Genomic DNA, 23,032 nt, shown 5'->3' on the forward strand with positions numbered 1-23,032 from the left:
TTTTGGAGCTTGTTTCGGCAGGAGAAGGCCATAACTTCGCCCAAAAACTGAGGCATTGAAGAATTCCCGCATACAAAATCCCTGGATTTTTGCCCTTTTGAGTACGCTGGCCATGGGATTGCTGATGGCCTTGCTCGACCGTGCCTTTCCGCAAGGGGGAAGCTTGTGGCGGGATTGGGTGACGGAGCAAAGTACGTTGGTCTATTTCTGCGAACCGGCTACGATTGAGGCGCTTTTCAGGCAAAAAGTCGATACCTATTCCAATTTGGGTTTCTTTTTCATTGCCATGGTGATGTTTGCGTATGCGCGGGCGGACAGGCGGGAATCGCGGGATGGATTTGCAAGTGTGCATCCGATTTGGTCGACTTGGTACGGTGTCGCATCCTTAGCTACTTTTTTGGGAAGCACCTTGTTCCATGCCTCGCTCACGCGCAGCGGCGAAGCGATGGATCTTGCAGGCGTGTACGCTGCCGTTTTGCTCCCCGGATTTTTCAATCTGCACCGTATTGGCACGCTCTGGAAACGCCAACGTATTGCAGCTTGGCCATTTCTGCTGGTTTGGAGCATTGTCTGGATCACTTCGTCCGTGCTCATTTTTACGGTAAGTTCGAGGGTGATTGTGCTGGCAGGCTTGCTTTTGATCGGCATTTCCGGATTTGTCTTGTGGTTGCGTGTGCGTCCGCGAAAAGGATGGTGGTTTGCCGGCAGCAGTATCTTGGTGACCGCCATGGCGGCTACCTTTTTTGTATTTGACATCCGCAAGGTCGGTTGCGATCCTGAGAGTTGGTACCAAGCCCATGCGCTTTGGCATCTGCTGTCTGGCGCGGCGGCCTTTACCTATTATGGATTTATGCGGCGGATTGAATGATGCGATTTGCAGGAATTGCATCCGCCCATTGAAACAAATTCACGCGACCATGCAACCGAATTGCCCCATCGCGCGTCATAGGAACATCGACAAAAATAGCGGCCGCCGGCCGTTCAGGAATTGTCGTATCTTGGCTCTGTGGAATCAGTACTCAGTATTCAAAATCTCAGGAAGCAATACGGCAGGATCACTGCTGTCGAAGGCTTGAACCTCGAGATCCCCAAAGGAACCATTTTTGGCATCCTCGGCCCCAACGGAAGTGGTAAAACCACGACTTTGGGCATGGTGCTCGATGTCATCAACCGCACAAGCGGCGAATATTTGTGGTTCGGGCAGCCCGGCGACAAAGAATCGCGCAAGCGCATCGGTGCCATTTTGGAGGCTCCTCTCTTCTACCCTTACCTCAGCGGCTACAACAACATGCGTGTTGTGGCGCAGATCAAGGGCGCGCCGCTGACTGAAATCGAACCGCTGCTGGACATGGTCGGTCTCCTCGAACGGAAGGATGGGCCATTCAAGACCTATTCACTAGGTATGAAGCAACGGCTTGCCATTGCGGCGGCCATGTTGCGGAAGCCGGAGGTGCTCATTCTCGACGAACCCACCAATGGCCTCGATCCGCAGGGAATCGTGGAAATTCGTGATTTGATTCGTCGAATCGGCAGCGAAGGCGTGACGATTTTGCTGGCAAGCCATTTGCTGGACGAGGTCGAAAAGGTCTGTTCACATGTCGCGGTGCTTCAGAAGGGAAAATTGCTGTATTCGGGATTGGTTTCGGAGATGAAACCCGGGCAATCCTTCATGGTGATGCAGGCCGAAGACATGAAAAGGCTGCTCGGCGCATTGCAAACCCTTCCCGGGTTCATCAACGCCGATCCGCAGGATGGGAAGTTCTACGTCAGTTTCAGTCAAGTGCCTGAGCCTGCGTCCCTCAACCGGTTGTTGCACGAGCAAGGGATTGTCCTTTCTCACTTGGCACTCCGCAAATCGACATTGGAAGAACAATTTTTGGAACTTACCCGCGTACAGTCATGATTCGTCTCCTGAGCATAGAACTCAACAAATTGCGCAGCTACCGCGCATTCTGGATCCTTTCCGCCTTGTATTTTGCTGGATTGGCCGGATGCCTGCTCACCGTGGAGGGAATCATGAATTCGCTCAGCAACGTCAAAATCTTCAGCTTCACGAGCTTTCCAGGTGTATGGCACTACTTTGCCTACATCGGTGGATTTTTCCACTACATTTTGGCGGTCATTGTGATCATCCTGATATGCAGCGAATTCAACTTCAAGACTGTACGTCAAAATGTGATCAGCGGCATGAGCCGCGGTGAATGGCTTGCGGGGAAAATCCTGCTGATGATGTTTTTTGCGCTCGCCTCCACCATTGTGGTATTCCTGTGCAGCATCATCATGGGCTTGACGCATTCCAGCAGCTTTGAGATGGAGATGATGATGGATCAGGCGCATTTTATTTTGGCCTATTTCATCCAAACGGTTGGCTATCTGGTGTTTTCAATCCTCGTCGGTATGTTGATCCGCAATACGGGCATTGCCATCGGCATTTTCTCGATCTACACGTGGATCATTGAAAAGGTCATCGTTTTCTACCTTCCCGACGAAGTCGGAAACTTCCTGCCATTTGAAGCATTTGCCAATACCATCAAATTGCCGTTTCTCGATGCGCTTCCGTTGGGAATGACCGCCCAAACCGGCCCGGACTATCTGGCGCTGGGGGTTTCGGTATTTTACATCGGGCTATTCACTGGACTTTGCTATCTGTTTCTGTCGAAACGGGATTTGTAGGCGGAGTGAAATTTCCGCGCTCATAGACTTAAAAGTTGATATTTTTGAATAATAATTACACAAACTCAACTTTATAGTTGGAATTTCAAGAATCGTGCTTATATTTGCTGCATGAAAAATAAGCGGCGATGGGTGATAGTGCGGCAGTCGGAAAATTTCTCAGGAACTTCAAGGAAAAGCTAAAGGTCTTCGACATCCTGTTTTTGGATGACCGTGGAAAGAATGCGCAGACGCTAGCCACTTTGGAGATTACACCAATTGCTAGAAGGAAAGTCCTCGAATCCTTGGAAATCAATGATTATTCGGAGGGTCCGCTAGCCGAGGCAATGTATGGGGGCAAGGCAGAAATGTGGGTGTTTGGCCGAATTGTCAAAGGGCGGGAAGTTTACATCAAAATTACCCTAGGTTTCGCTGGCGGCGCAGTGATTTGCATTTCCTTTCACATTGCAGAATATCCGATGAGATACCCATTTATACCGAATTCGACCAAATCAACGGGTGAGGAATCGCTTCCAAAATAAAAAAGCACCATGAAAAGTCCCTACACTGGCAAGGAAATGATCTGCATGAAGGAGAATCGCGAAATTGTGTTTCGCAAGGAATCGTTCGATGTGGTGTTTCACTTTTGGAAATGTACCGACTCCGGGGAACAGTTTACCGATGCAGCCCTCGACGAAATCAACCTAGGTCAAGCCTACAATCAGTTTCGGAGCAAGCACAAGTTGCCGTTTCCGGAAGAAATACAGGCGATTAGAGAGCAATACAAACTCTCAGCGTCCAGAATGTCAGAGATTTTAGGTTTTGGGGTCAATGTATACCGTCAGTACGAATCAGGAGAGATTCCAAGCGAATCCAATGCGCGCTTGATTCAGATGGCGCGTGATCCCCGCAAATTCCAGAGTTTGTTGGACCTTTGCAGCACCATCGACGAAAAGTCAAGGGAAAAAGTCCTTCAGCGAATCACATTTCTGCTCCAAACACCCGAGCCCACGCTCACATCGACTGCACTTGAACAGGAAATGTTTGGCCACCTACAACCCGACGAATTTACGGGCTTCAGACGGCCCAATCTCCTTAAAATCAACGCCATGGTATTGGAATTTGCAAAGGCGATGAATCCTTGGAAAACCAAACTCAACAAGCTGCTTTTTTATGCTGATTTTGTGCATTTCAGCAAAACTTGCCGTTCCATCAGTGGCCTGAGGTACGATGCGATTCAATTTGGGCCCGTACCTCACAATTACAACGGCATCTACCAACTCCTCGCAAGCCAAAACACCGTCAGCATTGAATATATCGAATACCCCAATGGAAGCATTGGGGAGCGGTTTCACGCCAAAAAGTCGGAGGTTGAAGATGTGCTTGATCCGACAGAGCATGCTACCGTGCTTGAAGTCGTATCCCGCTTTCAAAAGTCATCGAATCAATCGATTGTCTTTGAAAGTCATCTTGAGGCCGCTTGGAAACAAAATGTGGATCAACCCCAACCTGCCATCAGTTACCTGAAATACGCTTTCGACCTTGTCCACGCCTGACAATGCCCAAACTCATGCTTTCAAGTAACGCATGTTACAGCCTTGGCATGACAATTCGGCTACCTTTGCCACATCAATTTGCGCATGGGAGTTGATCAAGCATTTTCAGGTATGGAAAAGTACATCAAGACATTTACAGAGGCAACCAAAGCATTTGCAAGCTACCTTTGGCAGGACATTACCCATCCCAGCCTGACCAGCTTTTTCTGGTGGACGATTGCCCTGTCAGTCGTCTTTTGGGGCTTCGAATTGTTGAAGCCGTGGCGCACGAAACAAAGTGCCTTCCGCAAAGACTTTTGGCTGGATTTGTTTTACGTCTTTTTCAACTTCTTCCTGTTTTCCTTGATCGTATGGCAGGGCGGGCAGCAAGTGTTGACGCAGCTCTTCGGCGACTTTATCGGGCTTTTTGGGCTGAAAAACGTCGTTGCGATACAGGTCCATCAATTACCTGTTTGGGCTTATTACCTGATTCTGTTTTTGGTTGGTGACTTTGTGAGTTGGAATGTCCACCGCATTTTGCACCGAGTCTCATGGATGTGGGAGTTTCACAAGGTGCACCACTCTGTGGAACAAATGGGATTTGCCGCCCACGTGCGCTACCATTGGATGGAAAACCTGATTTATTGGACCTTCCGGTTCCTGCCTTTTGCTGTCTTGGGAGCAGACATGGGCCAAATCTTCGGAATTCACGTGCTGAATCTTGCTTGGGGACACTTCAACCATACCAATATCACGGTCAACCCGCGCGTCACGGGCTCGATTTTTGGAGCATTGGTGGGTGCCGGACTAGCCTATCTCTATGCGGATGCCGTTTGGATGTGGCCGGTTTGGATTTTAGGCGGCGTGATTGTCTTCGGAGTTTTCCTCGGAAAATACATGCGCCACATCTTCAACAGTCCGGAAATGCATCTTTGGCACCATGCTTGGGATATTCCGGCAAGCCACCCCTATGGCATGAATTTCGGGATCACATTGGCGATTTGGGACTATATCTTCGGAACAGCTGTAGTCCCTAAGATAGACGGGAGTGTGAAATTGGGATTCGATCATCTGGAAGAATTTCCGAAGGGCTTTTTGGGACAATCCATCTACGGATTTGGAAAGCCAAAGCATGCTGCGTTGGCAGCTGAGAAGGCTGTGAAGGCTGTGAAGGCTGTGAAGAAATAGCTGAAATCGGCTCGACTGCCCATTCTTACCACCTTCCTGTGTGGTTGATTTCGCTGAAATTCATCATCAGCCATTCATCTAAAGGGCGGTAGAGGCTTCTTGTACTTCCTACAGACTGATGAATGTCCCATACCGAAATACAAGCAGATCACGCAAGGTATTTTACTTTCGTCACATGAATCGCAACCTCATCCATCAAGCGTGCGGCATCAATCAAATAGTGAAACTCCCGCAAATCCCTGTGAATGCCGGAATCCCAACGAATTTTCCCGTTGTGATACAATTGCAGGTCAAACGTATCGCCGACAAGGCTGGCGCTCGAGATTTCAATTGAAAATGTGCCGTCTTCCTTGGTCCAACCGCCATCGATGAGTTTTCCCGCTTGGTACACGCTGATGCGCGCCTGCATGACAGCCTCCCGCGTGTACACATCCTCGACCTTGCCCGCAAGGCGAATCACCGCGGCAGAATCCCGAACAACCGCCGTCAAGACGCCCGAAGTTTGCAACTTTTCAATTTCTGGTTGCACGGTTTGCGCTTCCAACTCAGAGATTCCCCAGACTTCGACCCCGAAAACAAGGACAAAAGCCAAGACGAACACACGCAAGCGTTCCAAAGGATATTTTGCCCATACCTGCTCTTTGAGGGGTTCTGTCGACACGGCCGAACGGTCCAGCATTCCGCAGATGTTGCCCGTGGCCTGCCGAAGCTCAGCAAAAATGGCATCGGGTTTCATCCCCACAAAGTCGCGCACAACTTTGTCACACACGGCACAATGCCGTCCGCGTTCTGCGGGCGTCATCTTTGCCCAGTCTTCGTGACAGGGCTTTGGAATTCGGAGTTGAGGAATCATCGGCGTCTTCAGTGTTTCCTTGAAGATTGCCGATCGCTTGCAAAAAGCAATGCACAGATTTAGTCCCGTATTACACGGTTAGAACGATTACCTGCCGCCAGGGAAGTCATTCTTTTTGTCGACGACCAACTTGGTGGGGCGATTCGCGACATCCCAAGCTGTGCCAAAAACCAGCTGCGCCACACGCGCAGCACGCGGAAACAGGATTTTCTCGATGTCGTCAGTGGACTTGTGATAGTCTTCATGGACGCCACTGAAATAGAAAATCACCGGCACATTGTGCTTGGCAAAGTTGTAATGGTCGCTGCGGTAGTAAAAGCGATTGGGATCATCAGGCGAATTGAAGGTATAATCCAATTCCAAATTGCCGACGATTTTGTTGGCGTTTTCGTTGCATGCATGCAATTCGGAGCTCAATTTGTCGCTGCCAATGACATAAATGTACTGCGGCTCCCCTTTGTGGGCTTCGTCCACGCGGCCGATCATGTCGATGTTCAAGTTGCAAGAGGTGCGATTGAGCGGAAAAACCGGGTGATCGGAGTAGTATTCGGAGCCCAGCAGCCCCTTTTCTTCACCGGAAACGGGCATGAACAAAATCGTGCGACGGGGCTTGTAGCCATCCTTGACGGCAGCCATAAATGCCTCGGCCACTTCCAAAATCGTCACCGTTCCCGTGCCATCGTCGTCTGCACCGTTGAAAATCTCACCGTCGCGCACGCCCAAGTGGTCGTAATGCGCGGTGATGATGACGAATTCATCCTTTTTGTCGGTGCCTTCAATCATTCCCAAGACGTTTTCTGCAACGATTTCTTCCTTGACGGCATCACTTTTCAAGCTGAATTTCGCTTTGGAAAGGTCCACGTTGCCGATTTCAGCCTTTACGGAAAGTACCTTCTTTTGGGCTTCCACGCTGGTCTTGGCCTTTTTCAGAAGTCCATTGACGGTCGATTCGGAAACATAAAAGGTCGGTATCGGCGCTTCTTTTTCGGCTTTGTAGGCCAATGTCAGCGATTTTCCGCCTGCCGAATGTTTAACCCAAGGATTGCTTGCCAATTTCTTGAAGCCATCGTCAGTCAAGGCTACCAAAACAGCCTTAACACCCTTTTTGCCCAGTGCGTCCATCTTCAGGTCCATGTCCTCGCCCCATTCGCTGGGTTGATCGGTACCTGAAATCACGTATTTGCCGCCGACTTGAGGTTCGCCCGAGAATACAACCGCAACTTTGCCCTTCAGGTCCAAGCCCTTCAGGTTGTCATATTCCTTGGTATCAATGCCATAACCGGCAAAAACATAATCCGCATCAAAGCTCTCCGCCATGCCCATCTTGCTCATGCAGATGAAATCTGTTCCGGATGCGAGTTGTTCCTTGCCTGTCAAGGAAATCACAGCGGACTTGACTTCCAAGCGAATGAGGCCGTATTCTTGGTACCAACTGCCCTTGTTTCCCGGCTTGAGACCTATTTTCTGGAACTGCGAGGCCAAATAGCGTGCAGCAACCTTTTGTCCGCGGGTTCCGGTTTCCCGTCCTTCCAATTCGTCGGATGCGATGAAGGTCAAGAGTGCCTCAAGATCCTCAGCTGTGATCGTGCTTGCGTATTTTTTGACCAATTCAGCCTGATCCGGCGACATTTCGTCGATTTTCGCCGAACTCATCGGCGGGGTCGCGGTCGAAAAAGTCCCCGTTCCCGTCGATGGATTCGGATTCGTTTTGCTCATTCCGCTACTGGAAGGGGCAGACGACGAAGATCCGCTTGAAGTGTTGTTTTGAATCACGCGCGGATCATGCGGTTTGGGAACCTGCGCCCATACAAGGCTCACAGGCAACAACATGGCGCTAGCAAGGATGAACTTGGAGAAAAACTTCATAGGTGAAAGTTCGGGAAAAGCTGAGATATGCGGGGGTAATCTTTTGCGAAAGCCTTGAGAACCAACAAATAATTAGTCGTGAATCGCGATTTTATCAACGCGATTCTGATGTCTTCCGCCTTCAAAGTCAGTGTCGAGGAAGGTGCGCACGATTTCCTCGGCGACCTCAAGGGTGATGAACCTTGCGGGAAGGCAGATCACGTTGGCATCGTTGTGACGACGCGCCAAACTGGCCAATTCGGGTTCCCAAGCGATGGCAGCGCGAACGCCGGCATACTTGTTGGCCGTGATGCAAACACCATTCGCGGAACCGCAAATCAAGATTCCCTTGGCGAATTCACCCGCTTCCACGGCCTTCGCAAGCGGATGGACGTAGTCGGGATAGTCGCAAGAGGCCTCGGAATCCGTGCCGTAATCGGTGACTTTGTAACCCAATTGCTCCAAAAAGCCTTTCATGGCGGCCTTGTACTGGAATCCGGCGTGGTCGCCAGCGATTGCGATCGTTTTTGTATTACTCATCTTCTTCTTCAACTTCCGCAACGGCGGGTTTAACATCATTTTCTCTTTCGGCGGCTGCTTCTCTGGCTTTGCGTTTGAAGACGCGCGCACTGATCAAAATGCTGATCTCGTACAAAATCATCAACGGCGTAAACACCAACAACTGACTGAACGGATCCGGCGAAGGCGTGATCAAGGCTGCAATGATCAACAAGACCACGATCGAATGCCTTCTGTATTTCCGCAAAAATGCCGGAGTGACCAAGCCGATCAAGGAAAGGTAATAGATCACCAACGGCAGTTGGAACACCAATCCGGTTCCAAACAGCACGGTCAATTCGAAACTGATCACATCGCCGATTCGCCAGATGTTTTGCGCTTCCTCAAACAGCACGAACTGCGCGAGAAAAAGCACGGAGGTCGGCAGAATCACGAAGTACCCAAAGGCGACACCGATGAAAAACAGCACGCTGGTGGTGACCACATTCCATCGAATCCGGCCGGCCTCCTTACGCGACAAAGCAGGTCGGATAAAGCGCCACAATTCCCAGCTAATGAATGGAAATGCAGCGATCAAACCCGCAAAGAAGGCGTAGATCAACGCCTTCATGAACTGCTCATAAGGCGAGGTCGCCTGAATCGCCACCATTTCGCCTTGTTTGGTTTTCAGCTGAAAACCACCCATTTGGCCGGATTCGATGAATTTGCGGGCATCGATGCGCAGGTGAATGGGTACCGTCTTGGCTGAATTGTCCTTGCTTTGCGGAATGGATGACAATTCTGCGGAATCTCCAATTTCAGGCGGGGCGTTCGGGATGGAGGCGTTGGGATCTGCCAGCAAATTTCCTTGAAGGGTCATCATGGCTTCCAGATCGATGCTATCGGCCTTCATCGTAAAAAATGCCCCGTTTTTCTCCTCTGGTGGACAAAAATCGTCGGTGATGTGCTCACAAATGAGGCGATAGGTCACAAAATCATACCGGAAAGGCGCCATAAATACGCCTCCAATTACCTCCACACGGTAGATGAACAACACGACTGCAAAAATGGAAATGGCAATGACCATCCGGACCAAGTGCCAACGCAGCTCCTCCAAGTGGTCGAAAAACGACATCTCCTCCGGATCTTGGTCCAGACCACGCTTTACTTTTTTTCGCCAGGAAAATATGCCCACTCAGCCGCTATTTTTCGATGAAAGCCCGATTCTCAGTCAAAAGAAACTTCGATGAGCTTGAATTCATTTCGCTCGACATTGCCAACCCCGAGGAGCATCATTTTGTTTGGCCCCACCATCGTGCTCCGTCTTGGGAAGAAGAGATTGTTCTCACGTTCGTTGCGTGCCAAGTCCTTGTGGGTGACTTCGCCCGTTTTCAGGTCAAAACTCGAACAAACGATTTTTCCCTGCGCGCCACGTTCGTTGAGGTAGACAAAGTGGATTTGACCTTCTGCGATGCCGCAAACATAGCCCAACAATTCGCCGCGGTAGTAGTCGCGCTGCTTCTTTTCAAAGGAATTGGCCCATTTGATCGCGCCGCTTTTGAGGTCGATTGCCACCGTTGCGATATCGTAGTAGCGGTGCTGCGGCTTGTCGTTGTGCTCGATGATGTAAAATTCCTCCATCACCCAGTAAAGTTGCCCTTTGTCTTCCCGCAATTCTGATTTGGTGAAATCGGCACCGCGCTCCTTGTAGCGTGTCACCAAGGCGTCGGGCAAATCCATGATAAACTCCTGGGACTTGACGAGTTCGCGTTTGATGTCAAAGAGCTGATAGACAATCTTATTCCATTTGAGGGGAGTCGAATACTTATTCGCGCCGTTGAGAAAGCCCTTTTCGCTGCCGTCCGAGAGAATTCCCACAAAGGCCAAATCACCGGAATCCGTAATCTTGATCATCCCTTCGGGAACGGATACGCCCGGCAAATCCAAGGCGTAGGTGTAGAATTTGCTTTCCTTGTGAACATAACGCACGATCATCGGCTGATGCACGGTGTCCTTAACGGTGTTGGTAGCGGTTTCATACACCATGTAGAAGTAGGCATTGCCGCGATTGTCGATCGTCGCTTGCTTGACGAGGTATTTTTGCAAAGTTGGCTCCAACAACAAGCGTTTGCCCCAGATTTTCGTGCCGCTATCATCGGTCACAGAGCAAAAGAAATCGCGTTTTTTGTAGCTCGCCCCGGGATTATGGCCCATCCAAAACAGACTTTTTTTGTCCGGTGAATAGGCGATCACTTCTTCATAGCCCTTTTTCGCCTTTTTGGTATAGGTCGAAATCGTCTGCAGACCTCCGCGATCGTGTCCATCTAAATCCCAGAGCTGCAATTTTGTAGCCTGACGTTTGATGGCGGGCGAAAATTGGGTGCCAATCACACCGACAGCGCCATCCAAGCGAATCAAATCCGTCACCGCTGTCAGGCGAGGGTCGCCATCCTTCGTGACCGGCTTGAACCAGACTTCTTCAAACTTGTCGCTGTAGGTCTGTACGTAATAGTTGGCAAATTTCCGCTCAAGGTCATTGTTCCAGTACTCGATCACGCTGAACCGGTCGTCTTTGTTGGCGACAATTCCGGTCGGATACCCCATGGTGCTCACTGGATAGTTGAGTCCAAAGGTTTTTTCGGCGGTGATGCGTTGTGCCGAGACGCTGCCGGTCAAGATCAACACCAAAACGGGCAACAAAATCAATACTTTCTTCATACGCGATCGAAATGGATCAAAAACTCGAATCAGGAATGCTCCAAATTGGGAACGGCCTCATACTGAAGGGGAAATGCCATCATTTTTTCGTGGATTTCGCCTTTGACACGGTTGATGACAGCTTCATTTTCCGGCGCTTCCAACACTTGGTCGATTTTCTCGGCAATGAACAGCATGTCATCTTCCAGCAAACCCCTTGAGGTGACAGCCGCAGTTCCGATGCGGATACCGCTTGTCACAAACGGGCTTTCCGTATCGAAGGGCACCATGTTTTTGTTGACAGTGATGTCAGCAGCGACAAGGGCATTTTCGGCGATTTTCCCATTGAGACCTTTGCTACGCAAATCGACCAACATCAAGTGGTTGTCGGTACCATCGCTGATAATCTTATAGCCACGGGCGATCATGGCATCGGCCATGACCTTTGCGTTGCGAATCACCTGCTGCCCGTAAGCCTTGAACGAAGGCTGCAATGCCTCGCCAAAAGCCACAGCCTTGGAGGCGATCACGTGCATCAGCGGGCCACCTTGGGAGCCGGGAAACACGGCGCCATCGAGCAATGCGCTCATTTTGATGGGCGTGCCATTTTTCATGGTCTTGCCAAATGGATTGTCGAAATCATTGCCCATCATGATCAGTCCACCACGTGGACCGCGAAGGGTCTTGTGCGTGGTCGTCGTGACGATATGGCAATGCTCCATGGGGTTGTTGAGCAAGCCTGCGGCGATCAAACCTGCAGGGTGGGCGATATCGGCCATGAGCAGCGCCCCGACTTCGTCGGCGATGGCGCGCATGGTCGCATAGTCCCAGTCGCGGGCATAGGCGCTTGCGCCGGCGATGATCATCTTCGGACGCTCACGCAAGGCCACTTCGCGAATCTTGTTGAAATCGATTCGACCCGTCTCCTTCTCCACCCCATAGAATACTGGATGATAGAGCTTTCCGCTGAAATTAACCGGGCTGCCGTGGGTCAAGTGACCGCCATGGCTCAGGTCAAATCCAAGGATTTTATCGCCAGGTTGCAAGCAAGCCAGCATCACAGCAAAGTTTGCCTGTGAACCGGAATGCGGTTGCACGTTGCACCATTCGGCACCAAAAAGCTGCTTGGCACGGTCGCGGGCGATGTTTTCCGCCTCATCGACAAAGTGACAACCGCCGTAGTAGCGTTTGCCGGGCAAGCCCTCGGCATATTTGTTGGTCAGGCAGGAGCCCATGGCCTCCAAAACCGCCTGTGAAACAAAATTCTCCGAGGCAATCAGTTCGAGGCCTTCCTTTTGCCTGTGAAATTCCTTGTCAATGATGTCAAAAATGGGATCACGCATGCTTTTGCATTTGAATTTGAGCGCGAAGTTACTGCAAATTCAGGTACCGAGAAGGCTGTTTCTGAGGATGTGGAAAACCGCAGGACCGATGGGGAAATTTCCCGTTCGCTGGAGATTCGGAGAAATGATGAGCCGCGCATCCCTATCGAATTCATCAAAACAAGCTATCTTCGGAGGGATGCATGCATTTCACCGGCTTCGTTTCTGCATTGTCTTGACAGTTTTGGTCATGTGCTTTGCGCATGTGCCAGCCCAGGTGACAGGTTGGATTGTCGACGGCGAAGACGGGGATTCATTGCCATTTGCCTACCTGATCAACCTGAATTCTCAAAAGGGCTGCTTTTCAGGGCTTGACGGCCACTTCGAATTGGAGGTCCGGCCTGAAGGGGATTCTGTCAAAATCAGTTTGCTTGGCTATTTGCCACGGACACTTTTCCTTGGTCCCAAAGCAGAAATGCAAATCCAGCTCCTGCCGGGGGGCGTCAATATTCAGTCCGTCTTGATTACCCCAACGGAAAATCCGGCATTGAGGATTGTACGCAACGTGGTCGAGAACCGGGACAGCAACAATCCGCAAAACCTCAACGACTACAGCAGCAAAAGCTACAACAAACTCAGTGCGCGCCAGGACTACCCCAGCCAAACACCTGACAGTCTGCGCATTCCACATCACATTTTCCTTTCAGAAACCGTCACGGAACGGCTTCAAATCCGGCAGGGAAAGGTGCAGGAAAGAATCCTGTCGGCAAGATTGGCGGGATATCCGGGAAAGGTGATCCCCTTCACGGCCGGGGATTTGCAGGATTTGAGCTTTTACACCAACTACATCGCAGTTTTTGGCCAGCCGTTCCTCAATCCTGCCTCCAATCCCGGGCTTCAAAACTACCAATTCACCTTGATCGACACCATGCTTTCAGGGCCGGATTCCATCTTTACCCTTCATTTCGAACCGGGAAAAACGACATTTGATGGCTTTTCTGGCGAGCTCAGGGTGCAAAGTGGTAGCTGGGCCTTGCTCACCGTGGATGCCGATCTCGTTATCAGCGAGGCAAGTCTTTTGCTCAAAAGCGGACATATCCGGCAGATTTACACCCAACTGCCTGACGGACATTGGGTTCCTTCGCAGCTCAACACAGAAATCAAGACCAAATCCCTGAGCAAAAATGAGCCTGTCCGGTTTCAATTCAACGGATTTTCCAGCTTCTCTGCGCATGTCATCGGCGATTCAGCCATTCAAAGATTCCGGTCAGAAGATGTTTTGGTGGTCGCCGAAAGTGCAGGCAAAGAAGACAGCTTGCTGAAATCCGCCCGGTCTATTCCCTTGGATACGCTGGACAGGATGAGCTATCGACGCTTGGACAGCCTGGGTCGCGCCTTTGGCTTAAACCGCGTGTTTGACCAGACTTGGAAAATCAGCGACGGGAAATTGATGTTGGGTCCGGTGGACCTTTTGCTGGAGCGCATTGTGACCAACAATCAGGTGGAAAAACTGCGGATTGGATTTGGGATTGAGACCAACAGCAAACTGAGCAAACGGTTCGATATCGGCATTTTTGCTGGCTGGGGAATTGCAGATCGCCAAGCCAAATGGGGTGCAAATATTCAAGTGACACCTTTGGGAGACGATCGATTGTATTTCGGGGTTTCGCGCAGTTATGACCTCGTCGAAAGCGGTTTCAGGCGACTGGGAATCAGACCCGAACGTGGGCTCCACCAAAATATCTACCGGGAATTCGGGATCCGGAACTGGTATTTGAAAGACATGGATTATGTCGATACCCGGGAAATCTGGATCGGTACACGGCTTCCCTCGGATTTGGGCATACGCATCGGGCGAAGGTTGGAAACCAGCCTGAACGGCTATGGAGCGCGGTTTGACGGAGACTCAAGCCACCAATTTGACGAGGCTGAAATCCTGCTGCGTTGGGCGCCCGGTGCGCAGTATGCGACAAGTGCCGGACGACGGCTGCTACTCAGCAACAAAGCGCCTGTCTTCATGGCGAGGTTCACCAGAGGACTCGCAACCGACCGCGGAGACTTTGAATACAATGCCTTGGCATTTGCGATGAAACATAGTTTTAATGCCTTCCGAGGAGGAAAAGCCACGATCCAGATTTTTGCCGGTGGCAACGATCGCACGCTTCCACGCGCCCGCATGCGTGTCTATCGCAGCAACTTTGCCAAAGGCAATTTCACCGAACTTCCGGGAGCTTTCAATACCATGCGCTACGACGAATTTGCATCTGACGTGTACGCAGAAGGCTTTATTTACTTAAGTCCGCGGTTGCGGTGGCTGCATCTCGGCAAGCGGATACAGCCGCGATTGCACCTGTCGATGGCCGCAGCTTGGGGAAGTCTCTACCCAACGAGCAATGACCGCGCTGCCCCGATGGTGCATCGTGCTCCCTCCAACGTTTATCTCGAACCCGGACTTACCCTGACGCACTTCCTCCCCGCGCCTAAAATCGACAACTTCGTTGTTTCCTTTATTCGGAGCATCGGGGTGGGTGTCTATTATCGGGTTGGGGCTTATTCCTTGCCTACTGTGAGGCAAAATCTTGCATTCCGACTGTCAATCGGGAGGATTTAGGAAGTTTTTCATTCCATTTTCACCTCTAAAACCGAAGTGGTGATCCAAATTTCGTCTTCGTTGTACACTCTGAAGGTGTAAATTCCAGCTCCGGAAAATTGGTAGGGAAACTGCGAATAAGTCCAATTCGGGTCCAAGGTAAACTCCATGGTTTCTACGTAAGTGCCTGCACCTTTTCCTGATCCCACCCAGACATCGACAAAAATGTGATGGGTTTTAAATGGTCGGATGTGGCGCAGCAATACGGCGAGTGTAGAGGTATTTCCCGGCGGAATGGTTACCGCTTTCAGGGCAGAATCTGGCATGCCTTTGGTGGCCGATTTGCAGAAAATCAGTCTTGCGCCCTCAAAGTACTCCGGACTGTTTTCCTCCTCCTTGACGATCACCTCGACCTCGCCCCTGCAGATTTCCTTTTTTGCGGCATCCATGACGAGTACCCGGTACCGCCCCGTTTGCTGAAAACGATAGGAAATCAGCAACCAGTTTTTGTTGTGATCGACGGCGCTCGTCTTGGTATCAAACTCAGCATACTGCCCATCGCGCTGATAATCAATGAAAAAATAGAGCTTTTCCGTACGAATGGGTTCTGGATTCCGAAATAAGATTTCGATGTTTTGCCCAAATCGCTCCAATTCAAACTGTTTGCCAGACCCTAAAGGAAGGCCGCTTTCTGTATGGTCAAGGCAAAAGGTGATGTCTTGCGCGTTGCCGGGCAAGGCACACATCATCCATGCAAAACCAACGAAGAAAAGCTTCAGTCTCATCACGTGGCTAAATTTAGCACAGGATTGCCAAACTTTGGAGACGATCCCGGTCAAAACAAAACTGATGCAAAACGCATTCCAAGACTGATCCAAACAGATGGGAAAAATCGTAAGTTGCAGAAACGAAATGTTGCAACCGATGAAAAAAGTTTCCACTTACTTGATTTTGATGCTTGTAGGCATCTTCCTTTCACAGAATGCCATTGCCCAGAAAGGCGATATCGCTTCGGTCGTCACCCACAAATGGCGGGTGATTTGGTATTCCGACGATGGCGTTGAGAAAAACATGCTGGAAAAGAAACAACAATTGGTCCTGAGGGCTGATGGCACTGGCGAAATGTTCATGCTCGGCGAAAAGGTCGGTCCGGTGACTTGGTCTGTTGCCGAAGGAAAAGACAAAATCACCTTCCAGGACGATCCCATCGCGCCGGCCTATATCGTAAAGGTGACCAAATACAAAAACGGCAAAAACATGCTTTTCACAGGCGAATTGCCCACGGGTACGATTCGCAAGGTGTACTTCGAGATGTTGAGTGGAAAATGAGATTCCATTAGGGATCTCGCCCCGATCAACTTCCTAAGTTTGACCGAAGGCTTCCAAAGCAAATGCCCGCTCCAATGAAAGAGCGGGCATTTGTATTGAGTTTGAATCCGACTTATCTCACCAAGGTGATGTTGCCGTTGAATTCTCTGTCGCCAATGCGAAGTGTGTAGAAAAATACACCATCGGGAACTGGACCTCTTTCATTTTCACCGTTCCAGCCACCGGTTTTGTTGGTGGTGCTCCATTGTTTCACACCCCAGCGGTCAAACACGGCGCAAGTAAACGGCTGATCGCCTGTGTACTGAATCACAAATTCGTCATTGAGTCCATCCGCATTCGGGCTGAATACGTTGGGAATGAAAAGATCAGGCACCTTCACAATGTAAGGGCCGTGGCTCACGGTTCCAACGCAACCCCATTCGTTCCGCACGGTCAGCGTCACAAAATACGTGCCCGGAGCGGAGAAAGTATAGGTCGGATTCTGCTCGGGGCTTTGGAAGCCCGTTCCGAAATCCCACATCCAAGCACTGCTGCCTTGTGTGTCGTCGATGAAGTTGACAGCTGAACCCGGAATCGTCAATTCCACGGGATAGTTGGGATCCGAATGAAATCCTGCCACAACGGTATCATGCACCACGACCGTCATCGCGATATCGGAGCTGTCTGCGCATCCTCCTGTGTTGGTGCCATACAGCATTACAGGGTAGGAACCAGGCTCAGAGAAGGTATGCGTGATCGGCGAACCGTTTTCGCGTGGACTACCGTCGCCGAAATCCCAAGTGAGCAAGATGCCGTCTGCTGTGAGCGAGGTGAAGTTCACTTCGACAGGTGCGCAGCCATCGTTAAATGAGCTTGCAAACTCGACTTTGGGGGTTTCTATGACTTGAATGGTGATCGAATCGGTACCAAAACAACCTGACTCCGAAAGTGTGACGTAATAGGTCGTCGTCGCATTGGGGGTAGCAATCGGATCGGCGGAGGCCGCATCGTCCAATGAACTGCTTGGGCTCCAAGAAATGTTGCTTCCACCCAATCCGCCAGTCACGTGCAGACCGACAGACTGACCTTGGCAAACGATGCTTGTATCAGCCGTTACCACTGGAACGATCTCATTCACAACCGTGACCAGCAATGAATCCGTCATGACAGGTATTGTAGGTGACCGTGAAGTAGAAATACATCGTCTGATCGGGGTTGATCTGCACGTCTTCAATGTTGTTGGCGCCAACCACATACTGCGAGGGCTGCCATTCAATGATGATATTTTGCAAATCACCGGGCGAGAGTCCATTCACCCAACCAATCGTACCGTTAAGGTTCCATGGACCTGATCCCGCGCAGACCGTCATGTTAGGACCTGCATCGAGCAATGGTGACGGGTTGATGGTCACCAACACGGAATCGACGTTGGTACATCCCTGTGCGGTTGAGACCGTCAGGTAATACAAACTCGTTTGCGCAGGCGAAGCCATGACGTCAGGAACATTGGTGGCACCCAGCCCAGCGGCGGGAGACCAAGTATAGCTGACGATTGAATCTGGAATCACTTGATTGGAAACGGAGGCATTGCCATCCAAGAAAGCAGAATCCCCGGCACAGATGTCGCGGTTTTGACCGGCATCGACGGTTGGAATCTCTGTCACATACACCACGACGGTGTCGGCGTTGCTTGGGCAACCATTGCTCCATACGACCAACGAATAATTGGTGGTCAATGATGGGAAAGCCCAAGGGCTCGCTTGCTGATAATTGCTCAATCCGGTGATTGGGCTCCATTGAAACTCATACTGTGGGCCGGCATTGCTGGCAATTCCCTGAAGCTGAGTGGTGTCGCCGGCACAGATAATGCGGTTAGGACCTGCATCTGCTATCGGGAGCGGATTCACCACGACTTCTACGGTCGAAAGCGTATCTGTGGTCGTGAAATCGGAAGTACAACCTGTACTCAGGTCGGTTACAACCAAAGCATAGATGGTAGAAGTATCCGGTCTTGCGCAAGGATTGGCAATCGTTGCATTGTTCAAGCCAGTGCCCGGAATCCACTGATAGGTGTAGGGACCATAGCCGTTGCTGATCGAAGGTGTGAGAACCACGCAAGGTGCGGGGGTTGCACAAATCGCGGTATCAGGTCCGGCATCGACGATGGGTTTGGGCAATACATTGACAATCATCGAGTCCAGTGGTGAAGTACAACCATTCTGGTCGGTCACCATCAGGTAATAGACAGTTGTATCTGTCGGATTTGCCACCGGATTGGGGCAGTTGACGCAGCTGAGTCCGCATGGCGGATTGTTGCAGCTCCAAGTGTAATAGTAAGGTGCTCCACCTCCGCCAGAGGCGGATCCTTGCAAAGCCACACCACCTGAACCTTCGCAGAAGCTCATGTCAGGACCGGCATTTGCTACGGGATTGGGGTTGGCATTGACAGTAGTTGCTCCTGTAGATACACAACCTTGGGCGTCTGTGACGGTAACCGAATAGGTTCCGGAGCAAAGACCGACGATGCCTGTGGCAGTCGAACCGGTTGACCAAAGAATGTTGTAGGGAGCCGTGCCGCCCGCAGGTACCGCAGTAGCGGTACCATTGCATTGTCCAGCGCATGATTCTGGGGTAGCATAGGCAACCACGGACGTTGGGCTTGGTTCCAGCACTGTGACGTTTCGAGTTATGACGCAGCCATTGGCATCGGTGATACTGCAGGTATAGGCACCCGCACTCAGGTTTGAAGCGGTAGCCCCACTGCCACCCCAAGGCGACCAAGCATAATGAAGCGGAGTTCCGCCTGATACGATGACTGTTGCAGAACCATTGTATCCTCCATTGCACGATACATTCATGCTTGTTAAAGGCGGACATCTGCGATGGCTGCGTGACTTGAATGGAGGTAATTGCTGTACAGCCGTTTGAAATCTGTAACCGTAACAGTAGCTGCCAGCAGGCAAACCAGTAGCAGTGGGAGTCGCTTGGCCATTGGACCATGTATGTTGTATCCGGGGACGCCACCACTAGCACTTTGCGTTTCAGTTCCAGATGACGTGCCAAAACACCAAGCCGGCGACATTGTTGAAGCTGGAATAATTTGTGTCGGCCCACGGTGACGGTATCTCGGATGAGGTGCATCCATTGGCATCTGTCACGGCACGATGTATTGGCCAGCCGTCAAGCGGCGCAGTTTGTGCAGTCTGCCCCGTTGGTGTCCAAGAATAGGTATATCCGGGGGTGCCGCCAACTGCTGCCGTCGATGCCGCTCCGTTGTTTCCGCCAAAACAAAGTTAATTGGTAGCTGAGGCGTATTTGAAGTCGTTGGCTGGAGAATCGTATAAGACTCAATCAACTGACATCCAACACGTCTGTAACGGTCACCGTTACAGGTACCCGCAGGCACGTTGTTAAATCGAACTTGTGGTTGAGCCAATTGCCCACAAATAAGACGAAAGGCGGGAAACCTCCCGATGGATTCCACGCTTGCAGATCCCGTTGCAGCACCTGGGCAGTTGACGTCGTTGACAGTTGGGTTTAGGCTGAAACCAGGAGTAAAGCCAACGTTGACAGTATCGCGAACCTGAACCGTGCTACCGTCGCAGTTGGTATAGGTAATCTCAGCATAGTAGGATGTGTTTGAAGTAGGACAGGCAGTAACTGCCAACGATGTGCCGATTGCGACAGGGTTGCCGACTTGGTACCAGGCAACTTCGTATGGTTTGATGCACCTGCGGGAGTCCAACGCCAACCTTCGTTGGTTGCACTCCATTGCGTCGGAAATTGCGCCCAGGAACCGCGACTGCGGCATGTTCCAGTGGCATTGTGCAAACCCAAAATTGAAGCGCCACCGTTCCAAGTCGAGCAAAGTGGCTTTTCTTGAATATAGACTTCAATGATATTGGTCGTTTCGTAGATTGCAATTTGCTGAGTTGTGAACGAACCAGTGCATGAAAACATTGCATTCTGCTACCAAGAAACCACGTAAACACGGCAGGGAGCAGTTCCATACAACTGGGCATACACTGCCCCACCGAATGCAGGGTTGATGTCATGCCATGGTCCCATGATACAGTTAAGAGGTGCTCCTGGATCTGGAATTGGCGCGTTGATTGGCCAAGGGCAATTTGAACCAACCGCATTCAAAGCAAACGAAACCATTCCGTTGGACCCTGGCTGCGCTTGGGTGTAGTTGGTTCCATAAAAACAATAATCAAAAGGGAGCGTCGTGATTGGCCCCCATACATCGTCTTGGTTGATAATGATCGGTGCCCCGGTGCTGAAGGAATAGGGGTTGTAAGGAATGGTCTGCACGTTGTAGGTCGTCGGCGCAAAGCCGGAGACCGGTACGGCAGTCAAGTTCACGCAACCACCGCAACCAAGAGTGGTATCATTCCCGGCATCCACGCCAGGGCATGAGATGGTCGGTTGGGCATACGCAGTTGAAAAGGCAACAAGAATTGAGCAGAAAACAACTAAAACGACTTTTTTCATAGACTACAGGCGTAGATCATTGAAATCTCCAAAAACCGGGGCAAACACTGTTTTGGGGAGCCCCACCCACGATGCAACCCGAAAGGGCCACATCAATCCCAAAATTTAACCAGAAAACGAAGTCTCACCAAAATTCATGGCTGATTGGGCAGAAACAGTGCTTGAACTGTACTTCGTTACCCAACACAAAACCCTTGATTCCAAGTGCACGATCGATTTCCTAATGCAAAACAAACGATCCGACGCGGAATTACAAAGATTGATTATCCACGAACCTTGATTCGTCCGCCCTACGAACGTCCATTTGGCTATCATTGGCTAGGGCCGCTCCAGAAAACCTTTTGCGGCCTTTTCCATCAACCAAGCTTCTTCAACCAACGGCTGCGTCGCCGCGATCTGCGCTTGAAGCCTGCCTGTATCCGCCAATTTCAAACTCGCCCGGTAAATGGCATGCAGTAAATTCACAAAATTGGTGTAGGCAGCGCGGTTGCCTTCGGAAATGAGTTGATTGCGCCGCAAAAACGAGCGGAATGAGGTGATCAAAGAAAGCATCGGTTCGGTGTCACCCTGTTCAAAATAGATCATCAGCATCATTTTGCGGGTATCCAAGGAATAAAACACGTCTGTAAACTCGACACGCAAAAGGTTGCGCAGCGCCTTGTCATATTCGCCCCGGTGGTAATGCAAATCCGCAAGGTTGTAGGAATAGGCGTTTTCGCGGAAGTCCACGGGCAGGTTTTGCTTGTACTTGTTGATGAATTCCTCCACCCAATCAAATTCGGAGAGCCGCAACCCCACACTTGCGATATTTTTGTACTTCCAAGCAGAGAGAATGCCGTTTTCAAGGATATTTCCCGTCTCCAACGCCGAACGGTACAGCTTGTGCAGGGCTTCAAGGTAGGCCGCCTCCCCTGCCCTCACCTGCCGGATGCAATAATTTTGCGCATAGGAAAAGAGCTCCCGCCATGCCTCGTCGCCAAAGGCAGTCGCATTGTGAATCAGCAACTGCGAAAGCCGTTCAAAGCTGTCAGCACCGGCCTCGCCAATGAGCAGCCGCAACACCATATAATAGGCAGCCATCGTCGGCACCTTTTCATGGTCATAATTGTGGAGGTAGGTCAGCAAGCCTCCCGTGAGGCGCGTGTCGTATTTGCCTGAGAGAATCGACTGCCGGTTGATGACTTCACAGGTGAGCCGCAAACGGGAAATCAAGTAAAAATCATCGAGATAATCGACCATTTCCTGCAAATTGGCATCGTACGTTCGTACCTGACGGTTCAACATCTCACGCACTTCGATGCCCGCGGCTTGGTACCGGCGCCAAAAATGATCCTCTGTCTGCGTGGTTTCCTTGTCCAATTTCTGATGGATGCGCTTGAGCTGCAGGCGGAAGTTCTTTTCCAAGGGACGTCGTTCAAATGCCTCGAGCACATGCAATTCACGCAGGGATTCGTGGTTTTGGTATTGCTCGAATCCCAAAAATGCCTCAGCCTGTCGCAAAAGGGCATTCATTTCGGTGGCGATATCCTGCTCTGTAGCCGGCTTGCCGGGATGCGCAAGGTCCCAAACCTCGTAGCGGTCCAGTTTTTCGGCAGAAAAATCAGGCGCAGTTTTCTTCAATACCCGGAAAAGCTCCAAAAGCCCTTCGCTGCGATTGAAGTAGGGCGATTCCAAAAAATCTTCAAACCGCCGAAGCTCCGAAACGCGAAAAGTCCGCAACAACGCCACCAATTTGCTAGCATGCATTCCCAAAAGACGCAATTTTTCGCATCAAAAAGTAGCCCAAAGAAAACTTTCTTTCAAAAAATAGTTCCACAATTTTAACTATCTAAAAATGCTCAAAAAACATACTCAACTGATTTACAAATCAATTTTTAAATTCAACTCCAAACATTGATTCTGATAATTCTGCAAATTCTGCTCAAGAAAGAGAAGAAAATGTATTTCGCCACGCAAATTCTCCCCCTTAAGTTTGACATTAGATAAAAAGGCGTATTTCAAAATGCCAGTTATGAGGAAGTTATCAGCTCTATTTTGCCTTGTCTTGATT

Annotated in this window: 18 protein-coding genes and 2 pseudogenes; 8 read left to right on the plus strand and 12 right to left on the minus strand. The window is 50.6% G+C overall.

Annotation, left to right across the window (positions count from 1 at the left end; genetic code table 11):
- The first annotated feature begins 97 nt into the window (after positions 1-97).
- From IPN95_17330 to IPN95_17355, 6 genes are all read left to right on the plus strand, one after another.
- Positions 98-868 (plus strand): hypothetical protein, encoded by a 771-nt coding sequence (locus IPN95_17330; protein MBK9451132.1) that lies wholly within the window; start codon positions 98-100, stop codon positions 866-868.
- 138 nt (positions 869-1,006) lie between these two features.
- Positions 1,007-1,903 carry an ABC transporter ATP-binding protein gene (locus tag IPN95_17335; GenBank protein MBK9451133.1) on the plus strand — a complete coding sequence of 299 codons (897 nt, stop codon included), beginning with the start codon at positions 1,007-1,009 and terminating at the stop codon, positions 1,901-1,903.
- The gene (locus tag IPN95_17340) at positions 1,900-2,673 is read left to right on the plus strand and encodes an ABC transporter permease (GenBank protein MBK9451134.1); all 774 of its coding nucleotides are present in this window, start codon (positions 1,900-1,902) and stop codon (positions 2,671-2,673) included. The genes IPN95_17335 and IPN95_17340 overlap by 4 nt, the downstream gene beginning before the upstream one ends.
- A 128-nt stretch (positions 2,674-2,801) precedes the next feature.
- Entirely contained in the window at positions 2,802-3,194 is a 393-nt protein-coding gene (locus tag IPN95_17345; GenBank protein ID MBK9451135.1) for a toxin, read from the plus strand.
- A 9-nt stretch (positions 3,195-3,203) separates the two neighbouring features.
- Positions 3,204-4,208, plus strand: coding sequence for a DUF4065 domain-containing protein (locus IPN95_17350; protein MBK9451136.1), 1,005 nt, complete (start codon positions 3,204-3,206; stop codon positions 4,206-4,208).
- Positions 4,209-4,319: 111 nt separating this feature from the next.
- Positions 4,320-5,375: a sterol desaturase family protein gene (locus IPN95_17355; GenBank protein ID MBK9451137.1), complete on the plus strand. Its 1,056-nt coding sequence runs from the start codon at positions 4,320-4,322 to the stop codon at positions 5,373-5,375.
- A gap of 742 nt (positions 5,376-6,117) precedes the next feature.
- Here IPN95_17355 and IPN95_17360 read toward each other — a convergent pair.
- The 6 genes and pseudogenes from IPN95_17360 to IPN95_17385 all read right to left on the minus strand — a co-directional run bounded on the left by IPN95_17360 (position 6,118) and on the right by IPN95_17385 (position 12,611).
- Positions 6,118-6,228 (minus strand): annotated as a pseudogene (locus tag IPN95_17360) (carboxypeptidase-like regulatory domain-containing protein).
- 87 nt (positions 6,229-6,315) lie between these two features.
- Entirely contained in the window at positions 6,316-8,094 is a 1,779-nt protein-coding gene (locus IPN95_17365; GenBank protein ID MBK9451138.1) for a M28 family peptidase, read from the minus strand.
- 72 nt (positions 8,095-8,166) lie between these two features.
- Entirely contained in the window at positions 8,167-8,613 is a 447-nt protein-coding gene (gene rpiB, locus IPN95_17370; GenBank protein MBK9451139.1) for a ribose 5-phosphate isomerase B, read from the minus strand.
- Complete coding sequence (tatC, locus tag IPN95_17375) at positions 8,606-9,706, minus strand: twin-arginine translocase subunit TatC (protein MBK9451140.1); 1,101 nt, start codon at positions 9,704-9,706, stop codon at positions 8,606-8,608. Before tatC ends, rpiB begins: the two co-directional genes overlap by 8 nt.
- Before the next feature lie 92 nt (positions 9,707-9,798).
- Positions 9,799-11,289, minus strand: a complete 1,491-nt coding sequence (locus IPN95_17380) for a hypothetical protein (GenBank protein MBK9451141.1) — start codon at positions 11,287-11,289, stop codon at positions 9,799-9,801.
- A gap of 29 nt (positions 11,290-11,318) precedes the next feature.
- Positions 11,319-12,611 carry a serine hydroxymethyltransferase gene (locus IPN95_17385; GenBank protein MBK9451142.1) on the minus strand — a complete coding sequence of 431 codons (1,293 nt, stop codon included), beginning with the start codon at positions 12,609-12,611 and terminating at the stop codon, positions 11,319-11,321.
- Positions 12,612-12,789: 178 nt separating this feature from the next.
- On the opposite strand from IPN95_17385, the gene IPN95_17390 reads away from it, so the two are divergent.
- A complete protein-coding gene (locus IPN95_17390; protein ID MBK9451143.1) occupies positions 12,790-15,201 on the plus strand; it encodes a hypothetical protein in 2,412 nt (803 codons plus the stop codon).
- An 8-nt stretch (positions 15,202-15,209) separates the two neighbouring features.
- On the opposite strand, the gene IPN95_17395 is transcribed toward IPN95_17390, so the two are convergent.
- Positions 15,210-15,965 carry a hypothetical protein gene (locus IPN95_17395; GenBank protein ID MBK9451144.1) on the minus strand — a complete coding sequence of 252 codons (756 nt, stop codon included), beginning with the start codon at positions 15,963-15,965 and terminating at the stop codon, positions 15,210-15,212.
- 139 nt (positions 15,966-16,104) lie between these two features.
- On the opposite strand from IPN95_17395, the gene IPN95_17400 reads away from it, so the two are divergent.
- Positions 16,105-16,509 carry a hypothetical protein gene (locus IPN95_17400; protein ID MBK9451145.1) on the plus strand — a complete coding sequence of 135 codons (405 nt, stop codon included), beginning with the start codon at positions 16,105-16,107 and terminating at the stop codon, positions 16,507-16,509.
- 112 nt (positions 16,510-16,621) lie between these two features.
- Here IPN95_17400 and IPN95_17405 read toward each other — a convergent pair whose 3' ends face one another.
- From IPN95_17405 to IPN95_17425, 5 genes and pseudogenes are all read right to left on the minus strand, one after another.
- Entirely contained in the window at positions 16,622-17,653 is a 1,032-nt protein-coding gene (locus tag IPN95_17405) for a PKD domain-containing protein (GenBank protein ID MBK9451146.1), read from the minus strand.
- Positions 17,619-19,346 carry a SprB repeat-containing protein gene (locus tag IPN95_17410; GenBank protein ID MBK9451147.1) on the minus strand — a complete coding sequence of 576 codons (1,728 nt, stop codon included), beginning with the start codon at positions 19,344-19,346 and terminating at the stop codon, positions 17,619-17,621. Before IPN95_17410 ends, IPN95_17405 begins: the two co-directional genes overlap by 35 nt.
- 183 nt (positions 19,347-19,529) lie before the next feature.
- Positions 19,530-19,778, minus strand: a pseudogene (locus IPN95_17415) (SprB repeat-containing protein).
- Between the two features lie 679 nt (positions 19,779-20,457).
- Positions 20,458-20,982 carry a hypothetical protein gene (locus IPN95_17420; GenBank protein MBK9451148.1) on the minus strand — a complete coding sequence of 175 codons (525 nt, stop codon included), beginning with the start codon at positions 20,980-20,982 and terminating at the stop codon, positions 20,458-20,460.
- 318 nt (positions 20,983-21,300) lie between these two features.
- The gene (locus IPN95_17425; GenBank protein MBK9451149.1) at positions 21,301-22,728 is read right to left on the minus strand and encodes a hypothetical protein; all 1,428 of its coding nucleotides are present in this window, start codon (positions 22,726-22,728) and stop codon (positions 21,301-21,303) included.
- Positions 22,729-23,032 lie beyond the last annotated feature (304 nt).

The organism is Bacteroidota bacterium (assembly GCA_016718825.1).
Taxonomy (GTDB): Bacteria; Bacteroidota; Bacteroidia; order J057; family JADKCL01; genus JADKCL01.

Bases quoted from the DNA above. Each gene is read 5' to 3' on its own strand.
- IPN95_17340 (MBK9451134.1), top strand. From the start codon at position 1,900: ATGATTCGTCTCCTGAGCATAGAACTCAACAAATTGCGCAGCTACCGC.
- IPN95_17345 (MBK9451135.1), top strand. From the start codon at position 2,802: ATGGGTGATAGTGCGGCAGTCGGAAAATTTCTCAGGAACTTCAAGGAA.
- IPN95_17350 (MBK9451136.1), top strand. From the start codon at position 3,204: ATGAAAAGTCCCTACACTGGCAAGGAAATGATCTGCATGAAGGAGAAT.
- IPN95_17355 (MBK9451137.1), top strand. From the start codon at position 4,320: ATGGAAAAGTACATCAAGACATTTACAGAGGCAACCAAAGCATTTGCA.
- IPN95_17365 (MBK9451138.1), bottom strand. From the start codon at position 8,094: ATGAAGTTTTTCTCCAAGTTCATCCTTGCTAGCGCCATGTTGTTGCCT.
- rpiB (MBK9451139.1), bottom strand. From the start codon at position 8,613: ATGAGTAATACAAAAACGATCGCAATCGCTGGCGACCACGCCGGATTC.
- tatC (MBK9451140.1), bottom strand. From the start codon at position 9,706: ATGTCGTTTTTCGACCACTTGGAGGAGCTGCGTTGGCACTTGGTCCGG.
- IPN95_17380 (MBK9451141.1), bottom strand. From the start codon at position 11,289: ATGAAGAAAGTATTGATTTTGTTGCCCGTTTTGGTGTTGATCTTGACC.
- IPN95_17385 (MBK9451142.1), bottom strand. From the start codon at position 12,611: ATGCGTGATCCCATTTTTGACATCATTGACAAGGAATTTCACAGGCAA.
- IPN95_17390 (MBK9451143.1), top strand. From the start codon at position 12,790: ATGCATGCATTTCACCGGCTTCGTTTCTGCATTGTCTTGACAGTTTTG.
- IPN95_17395 (MBK9451144.1), bottom strand. From the start codon at position 15,965: ATGAGACTGAAGCTTTTCTTCGTTGGTTTTGCATGGATGATGTGTGCC.
- IPN95_17400 (MBK9451145.1), top strand. From the start codon at position 16,105: ATGAAAAAAGTTTCCACTTACTTGATTTTGATGCTTGTAGGCATCTTC.
- IPN95_17405 (MBK9451146.1), bottom strand. From the start codon at position 17,653: ATGACGGATTCATTGCTGGTCACGGTTGTGAATGAGATCGTTCCAGTG.
- IPN95_17410 (MBK9451147.1), bottom strand. From the start codon at position 19,346: ATGAATGTATCGTGCAATGGAGGATACAATGGTTCTGCAACAGTCATC.
- IPN95_17420 (MBK9451148.1), bottom strand. From the start codon at position 20,982: ATGAAAAAAGTCGTTTTAGTTGTTTTCTGCTCAATTCTTGTTGCCTTT.
- IPN95_17425 (MBK9451149.1), bottom strand. From the start codon at position 22,728: ATGCATGCTAGCAAATTGGTGGCGTTGTTGCGGACTTTTCGCGTTTCG.